Genomic DNA, 7,151 nt, shown 5'->3' on the forward strand with positions numbered 1-7,151 from the left:
TTCTTAGAGCTATTAAATCGAGATCTACTCGAGACAGATTTTTCTCTCAAGGATTCATCTTTGGATGGAGCTAAAAGAATAGCTAACAAAATAATAATAGGAGAAGTTGAGAAATTTAGGTCAGAAGCTGCTGAAAAGGCTAGGGAAGTTAACTCTATAGAAGTTCAAGTGGATGTTACATTGCGGGGTCTGTCAACCTTGCCGCGAGAAAAGAAGTGTTGCATTGCATATAGCAGACTAAGTGGCCAGTATGAAGGTGATGAGAGAGAGATAATGGAGAACATCTTACTAAAAAAATTAGAGATAACGAAAAAAGAAATGAATAAGATGCTAGAAGAGAATGATATACGTAAACTAAAATTAGCACTTGATGATGCATGTAAGAAAAGTGGAAAAAACATGGAAGAAATGATAAAAGAAGTAGAAGAAGTAGTCTCAAGTCGTTTCTCGCGTGAAGTATCTGTTAGTAATATAGCAACAGAGTCAGCACACTTATAAAAATTTATTTTCCTTACCTTGCAGAAGATTCACAATATTTCTGTGGTGTTTTAGGAAGACCAGTGCTCCTATAATTAGTAATGTTAAGAACAAATTCCTCTGAAAAAAAAAGGACCATGCTACAGCCGTTGAAGTAGCACTGAGTGAAGCAAGGGAAGAGTATCTAAAGGCAAGAAAGACTATTATCCAAATTATTACGAATACTAAAGTAATATCAATGTTAAATGCTATCAGTATCCCTAGAGTGGTTGCAACGCCCTTTCCTCCACTGAATTTTAGCCAAATAGGAAACATGTGTCCTAAAACTGCTAAAATTGCAGATACATATATATAAAAATCGTTATTATCACAAAATTGTTGTGCTATATAAACGGCAATAAATCCCTTGAAGGAATCCAGAAATAATGCCAAAGCAGCAAGAAATTTATTTCCCGTCCTTGCAACGTTTGTAGCACCAATGTTTCCTGAACCTACTTCTCTTAAGTTTATCCCTTTTATTCTTGTAATAATTAAGCTAAACGGTATTGAACCGAGTATGTAGGATAGTGTAAGGACTATAACTAACACAGGTAAAATTTACTGATTAATAATCGCAAAATTTCGTCATCCCGCTGCTTGTTAGCGGGATCTATGCTGAGATACTGCGAATAAATCGCGGTACGACGTAGGGAAATCTTACTTATTATAGCTATACCTCTCCGCATATGCCAAAATTTAATTGATTTTATTATTCCTCAGCCTTTTTAGGTAGCACTGAACTTCCTCGTTAATCTGATTACTAAACAGTATAAGCGCTGTCATGTTGATAAGAGCTAAACAAGAGAATAAAGTTCCGCCAATATTAGCAATAGCCATTATGTCTTTAGAAAGGCCAGAGAAAAACGCCACAATTATTACCGCTATGCGATATATCACTATACTTTTTGCACCAAACAAATATAACCACCCCATTTCACAACAATATACAAATGAAATTACCGAAGAAAATGCAAACAAAGGTGCAGCTATGGTTAAAAGTATAGGAAACCATGGAGAAACTGTCTCAAATGCCTTTTGAGTAATTAATATCCCTTCACCAACACTAGTCTGGTATGCACCTGTTATTACTATTGTTATTCCTGTTAAACAGCAAATTAACATTGTGTCAAAGCATGGTTCTATCATAGCAACAAGCCCAGTTCTTACTGGTTCTTCATCTTTAGTTGTTGCATGAGTAATTGAAGCAGAACCAACACCCGCTTCGCTGGCAAAGATTGCCCTTTGAATTCCAGCAACAAATGCTCCTACCATCCCTCCACCAACAGCATTGAAATCTATCATAGTGGAAAATAATATTTTTAACGTATAACCAAGGTTATGAATATTAAATGCAATAATAATAATACAACTAAAGATATATATAAGTGACATAATAGGCACTAGTGCAGAAGATACTCTAGCTATCCTTTTAATTCCGCCAATAATCACTAGAGCAAGCAGCGCAGAGATTATGGAAGAAAGAAACCAAGAGTGACCATCTACCCAACTTGAATAGCCAGATAATATTGAAACCATTTGATTGGTTTGAAACGCTACACTTCCACCAAGACCTGATAATACAAAGAATACTGCATACATGGCAGCCAGCACAATACCAAGTTTTTTAAATCCAAATTCCTCCAGACCATTCCTTATATACTGAAAGGGACCACTAAACAATTGGTCCTGATCTTCTGTTCTATGTCTAAACGCCAACGTTACCTCAGCAAATTTTGCTGACATACCAAAAAAACCTGTAATCATCATCCAAGGCACCGCTCCTGGCCCTCCCATTGAAACTGCAATTGCGACTCCAGCAACAGTTCCAAGACCTACTGTGCTTGAAAGTGCAGTCATAAATGCCTGAAAATGCGTAATATGACCATCATGGTGATTCGTGTCATATTTTCCACATAAAATAGCAAATGCATGCTTAAACATTCTTATGTTGAGAAATCTAAACCGTAATGTTAGAAACACATAACCAAAAACCAGTAGAAGGATTATAAATGGCACGTAAAGGATCTTGAAAAACAGTACTTCATTCATGAAATTATTTATTCCGTTCAACACAGCGTCATAACTTTCGTAAAAACCTGAAGCAGCGTACACATCATTAAACAATAGGCAAAATAACACCATACAAAGCAATCTATAAATCATGTTAATACCCTTTAGAATTGTAATAAGAATCTATTGTATTCAAAACTTCCCTTCTTAGTAGATATATTGCAACAGCATTCGGAATCATAAGGCACATAAACAAACTGTCACCTAGATAAGATATAAATTCTATATTCTTTGACATACAGCTGATATACACTGAAACCACTATAAGAATTTGGAACGGTATCAGTATTTTTTTACTACCAAATAAATACAGCAAAGCAACTTCGCAGTAGCAACAATAAGCTATTATTGTGGAAAATGCAAAGGAAAACATCATTAGCGGAAAAACTAACTTGCTGAACAAGGGCAAAGCTGTTGAAAATATCGAACTAATTAGTGTAATATCACCCACGTTATCAGTGCTATGCATACCAGTGATAATTATCACAATACCAGTCAAAAATGAGATTAATATTGTGTCTATAAGTGGTGCAATCATTGCAACGCACCCAACTTTAATTGGATCTTCTTCTTTTACAGCTGAATGTGCTATAGCTGCTGTTCCGGTACCTGCTTCGTTAGCAAACACTGATCTTCTCACTCCGGCTATTAATCCGCTCAATACTCCGCTTCCTATAGCTGATTTATTGAAGATATCTTGGAATATTATGGATAGAGCATTCAGCAAATTACTTCCGTTTACATAAATTAAATATATACACATACCCACATATAGCACTATCATAATTGGTGCTAAGCTCGTTGAAACGAAAGCAATGCGCTTTATTCCTCCCAATATTACAATAAAGACAAGCAGGGATATAATAATGGATGCGTTGTATTCTAGGAGGTTATTTGATAGTGCTGCTATTTGATTTGCTTGAAATGGTATACCGCCCAAAATCATTGCAATAAGTAGCATAATCGCATAAGTGAAGGCAAGAAATCTACCAGTTTTTGCAAATCCAATTTTTGCAAGCCCGTACTTCATGTAATAAAAAGCCCCGCCAGTTGTATTTTCAGAGCGATAAGTAAATGCAAGCACCACCTCGGCAAACTTTATCGACATACCAAGTATTCCGGTAATTACCATCCAAAAAACTGCACTTGGGCCCCCTATTGTGATAGCTATTGCAACTCCTGATATTGTTCCAAGACCAACTGTTCCTGAAATTACTGTTGCAAACGCTTGAATATGAGTGATTATGCCATTGTTGCTGTTATTACACTTTAGATTGAATAGCGTCTGTATTCCATATTTAAGTAACCTAAAGTTAATGAATTTGAACTGGGCAGTACAAAAGATTCCAGTTGCAATTACCCAAATAATTATAAATGGAATGTTGAATATCTTTGTATACAGAAATGAATTTAATAGTTCACTTATCTTCAAAATCATGCAGTTTTCTATTTTTTGTTAGCTAACGAGTTTTATATGTAAAATATATGTAAAACCCGATGCTTATTGGAATAGTAAGTGTATACACTATACCTAAAATTGGTAGAGTCATCCAGGGCTTACTGATGAAAAATACAATAAGTACTCCAAAAAATGACACAAATATATAGGATAGGCTTTTGGGAATATAAATATATTTTGCAGAGAAAGTTGGAATGTGACTTATCGAAAAAAATGAAATGGCCAGAAAGTAACAAGCTACGTTTCTTGTGTTAAAAAATCGCTCTATGAGAAGTAAGTATTCACTCTCATGAGATTGAAAGGTAATAATTATTGGTAACAAAGAAAGTAAAGCACACACTGGAGCTGGAACACCAGAAAAGAAAAATTTTTCCCAGTATGGTTGTTCTGAGTGTAGCGAAACATTAAATCTTGCAAGTCTTATTGATATGGAGATTACGTATATCATTACTAAAATCCAACCTATGACTTTGATTTCGTTTAGCTTCCAAAAATACAAAAGAAATGCAGGCGCTGCACCAAAATTTAGAAAATCTGCAAAAGAATCAAGCTGGGCTCCAAAATCGCTAGTTGATTTTAGAATTCTAGCTATTCTGCCATCCATTCCATCTATTATTGCTGCAATGATGATAAAAATTACTGAGAATTCCCATTGTTCATTAAATGTAAATTTAAGTGAAGTGAGACCAGAACATAAACCCAATAAAGTTATAAAGTTTGGGAATAATTTAGTAATAGGTAAGAATCTACTGTTACTTCCATCGTTATTCATATAACGTCAAAAGTAAGCTTCTCTTGAACGTTTTCCTTATTTAAGTTTGCTATAATTGTTTCACCACCAATAACAGTTTGCCCTTCTGAAACTCTGACTTCTGTATCAGCAGGAACATAGATATTCACTCTACTGCCAAACCTTATAATTCCAAACCTTTCACCTGCTTTTACGTTCTGGGATATTCCTAAATTACAAACGATACGACGTGCAATTAGTCCAGCTATTTGCTCCACAATAATTTCTTTCCCCTTTTCGTATTCAATTACAATAACCTGCTTTTCATTTTCATTACTAGACCTATTGCTCATTGCGGATACAAACTTGCCTTTTTTATAACTCATTTCCTTTATCGTACCAGATATTGGTATACGGTTCACATGGACGTTCAAAACACTTAAAAACATGCTAACAAGCGTAAACTTCTTCTCCTCTCCGTTTTCTGCTGATAAAGGATAATTAACTTCTTCAATTTTTGAAATCACACCATCAGCAGGACTTAATATAAGATTCTTATTGTTTGGCACAGCTCTTGCTGGATCACGAAAGAAATAAGTACACAATAATGTCGGAAACAAGCACGTAACGCCAAACCCCCAAGATATAGAGAATGCTATACACGTTACTATAAAGGAAACTACTATAAATGAATAACCTTCCCTGTTTACATTAGGTAAACCAAAACACATAATCTTATTAACAATAACCTATTGTTAACAATTTATCATTTATAATTTCTCATGAAAAGCTTTTTTTAACTGCTTCAGCAAAGTCTTTTTGATACAAGGTAACATTACAGATTGTTATATTAGCACATAGAATTACCGTCATACTGTAACAACCCGTCCAACACAAAATCTAATGCCTAAGTTTAGATCAGAAAACTGATTCTTCTAAAAGTTGCTCACTATCCTCGTCTATTATGATAGAATTATCATGATTTCTGAGTAAATCTCTGATTTTCGTTTCTATTTCATTTGCGACTTCTTTGTTTGTTTTTAGGTAAGTTTTTACATTCTCTCTTCCTTGCCCAAGACGTGTGTTGTTATATGAATAGTAAGCGCCTGCTTTTTCAAGCACACCAAGCTTTGCTCCCATATCTATTATTTCTCCGAGTTTTGATATACCTTCATTGTACATTATATCAAATTTCGCTTCTCTAAATGGAGGAGCAACTTTATTTTTTACAACTTTAACTCTTGTTTCATTACCTGTAATATTTTCTTTGTCTTTTATTACACCAACTTTTCTTATATCAAGCCTTACAGAAGTATAGAATTTTAATGCATTTCCACCCGTGGTAGTTTCAGGATTTCCATACACTACTCCTATTTTCATACGAATTTGATTAATAAATATCAATATACAGTTCGCTTTTGAAACGGCAGAGGTTAGTTTCCGTAGCCCATGACTTAGAAGCCTTGCTTGCAGCCCCATATGTTGATCACCCATATCACCTTCAATTTCAGCTCTTGGAGTTAATGCTGCGACAGAGTCAATAACTATCACATCAACCGCACCAGAACACACTAAATACTCAACAATATGCAACGCCTGCTCTCCAGTGTCTGGTTGTGAAATCACTAAATCATCAGTGCTCACCCCAAGTTTACGAGCATATGAGACATCCAATGCATGTTCTGCATCGATAAATGCGCATGATCCTCCTTTTTTTTGTGCTTCAGCAATCACGTGCAGGGCAAGAGTGGTTTTACCAGAACTCTCGGGGCCAAATATTTCAATTATACGCCCTTTTGGCAGACCTCCAACACCTAGAGCCGAATCAAGCGCAATTGATCCTGTGGATATTGTGTCTATTTTTTCTACAGGGTTTTGCTTCAACTTCATTATTGCACCTTTACCGAATGCTTTTTCAATCTGGCTTATTGCGTTATCTAGCGCTTTTTGTTTATCACTATTTCTTTCTTCTGGGTTACTTGCCATAGATCATTTATTAATTTATATAATTCTCTATGATAATCAAACGCGAATAACCTGCCAAGGTTTTTCTAGTATTTATGTATTATTTCAATGAAAAATATTAACGTTTTCATAAAGCAGATATTTGTTTGCCTTCGTTAGTAACACACTATACTTTAGTGTACGGACGTTGCAATTTGCAGCATAGCAGGTGGTGTCATCCAAGTAGCCAACACTGAAATGACTAAATTCGAAATGGCTACACGAATTTATTGTAAATTACTACCGTATAAGGTGCGATGCAACAAAGCCATTCCAGTGTCAGCTACTTGAATGACACCTCTTAGAACCTGTTTAAAATCTTCGTAATAGGAGAGAAATGAAGGAAAGGACAATCATTTGCAAGCTGGTGTT

6 protein-coding genes and 1 pseudogene are annotated in these 7,151 nt (G+C 35.2%); 1 reads left to right on the forward strand and 6 read right to left on the reverse strand.

Annotation, left to right across the window (positions count from 1 at the left end; translation table 11 throughout):
• A pseudogene (locus OZD63_RS03865) lies at nucleotides 1-498 on the forward strand (hypothetical protein); the annotation flags it as partial.
• Here the strand turns inward: OZD63_RS03865 and plsY are convergent.
• From plsY to recA, 6 genes are all read right to left on the reverse strand, one after another.
• Nucleotides 493-1,065: a glycerol-3-phosphate 1-O-acyltransferase PlsY gene (gene plsY / locus OZD63_RS03870; RefSeq protein WP_007548744.1), complete on the reverse strand. Its 573-nt coding sequence runs from the start codon at nucleotides 1,063-1,065 to the stop codon at nucleotides 493-495. The pseudogene OZD63_RS03865 and the gene plsY overlap by 6 nt on opposite strands.
• Before the next feature lie 147 nt (nucleotides 1,066-1,212).
• Nucleotides 1,213-2,679 (reverse strand): alanine/glycine:cation symporter family protein, encoded by a 1,467-nt coding sequence (locus OZD63_RS03875; RefSeq protein ID WP_275008170.1) that lies wholly within the window; start codon nucleotides 2,677-2,679, stop codon nucleotides 1,213-1,215.
• Between the two features lies 1 nt (nucleotide 2,680).
• Nucleotides 2,681-4,024: an alanine/glycine:cation symporter family protein gene (locus OZD63_RS03880; protein ID WP_274979858.1), complete on the reverse strand. Its 1,344-nt coding sequence runs from the start codon at nucleotides 4,022-4,024 to the stop codon at nucleotides 2,681-2,683.
• Between the two features lie 22 nt (nucleotides 4,025-4,046).
• Nucleotides 4,047-4,817 carry a CDP-alcohol phosphatidyltransferase family protein gene (locus OZD63_RS03885; RefSeq protein WP_274979857.1) on the reverse strand — a complete coding sequence of 257 codons (771 nt, stop codon included), beginning with the start codon at nucleotides 4,815-4,817 and terminating at the stop codon, nucleotides 4,047-4,049.
• Nucleotides 4,814-5,506 carry a phosphatidylserine decarboxylase gene (locus tag OZD63_RS03890; RefSeq protein WP_275008171.1) on the reverse strand — a complete coding sequence of 231 codons (693 nt, stop codon included), beginning with the start codon at nucleotides 5,504-5,506 and terminating at the stop codon, nucleotides 4,814-4,816. Before OZD63_RS03890 ends, OZD63_RS03885 begins: the two co-directional genes overlap by 4 nt.
• Before the next feature lie 187 nt (nucleotides 5,507-5,693).
• A complete protein-coding gene (gene recA / locus OZD63_RS03895; protein ID WP_274979855.1) occupies nucleotides 5,694-6,761 on the reverse strand; it encodes a recombinase RecA in 1,068 nt (355 codons plus the stop codon).
• Between the last annotated feature and the right edge of the window lie 390 nt (nucleotides 6,762-7,151).

It is taken from the genome of Wolbachia endosymbiont of Drosophila leontia (assembly GCF_028981785.1).
In the GTDB taxonomy this organism is placed as follows: domain Bacteria; phylum Pseudomonadota; class Alphaproteobacteria; order Rickettsiales; family Anaplasmataceae; genus Wolbachia; species Wolbachia pipientis.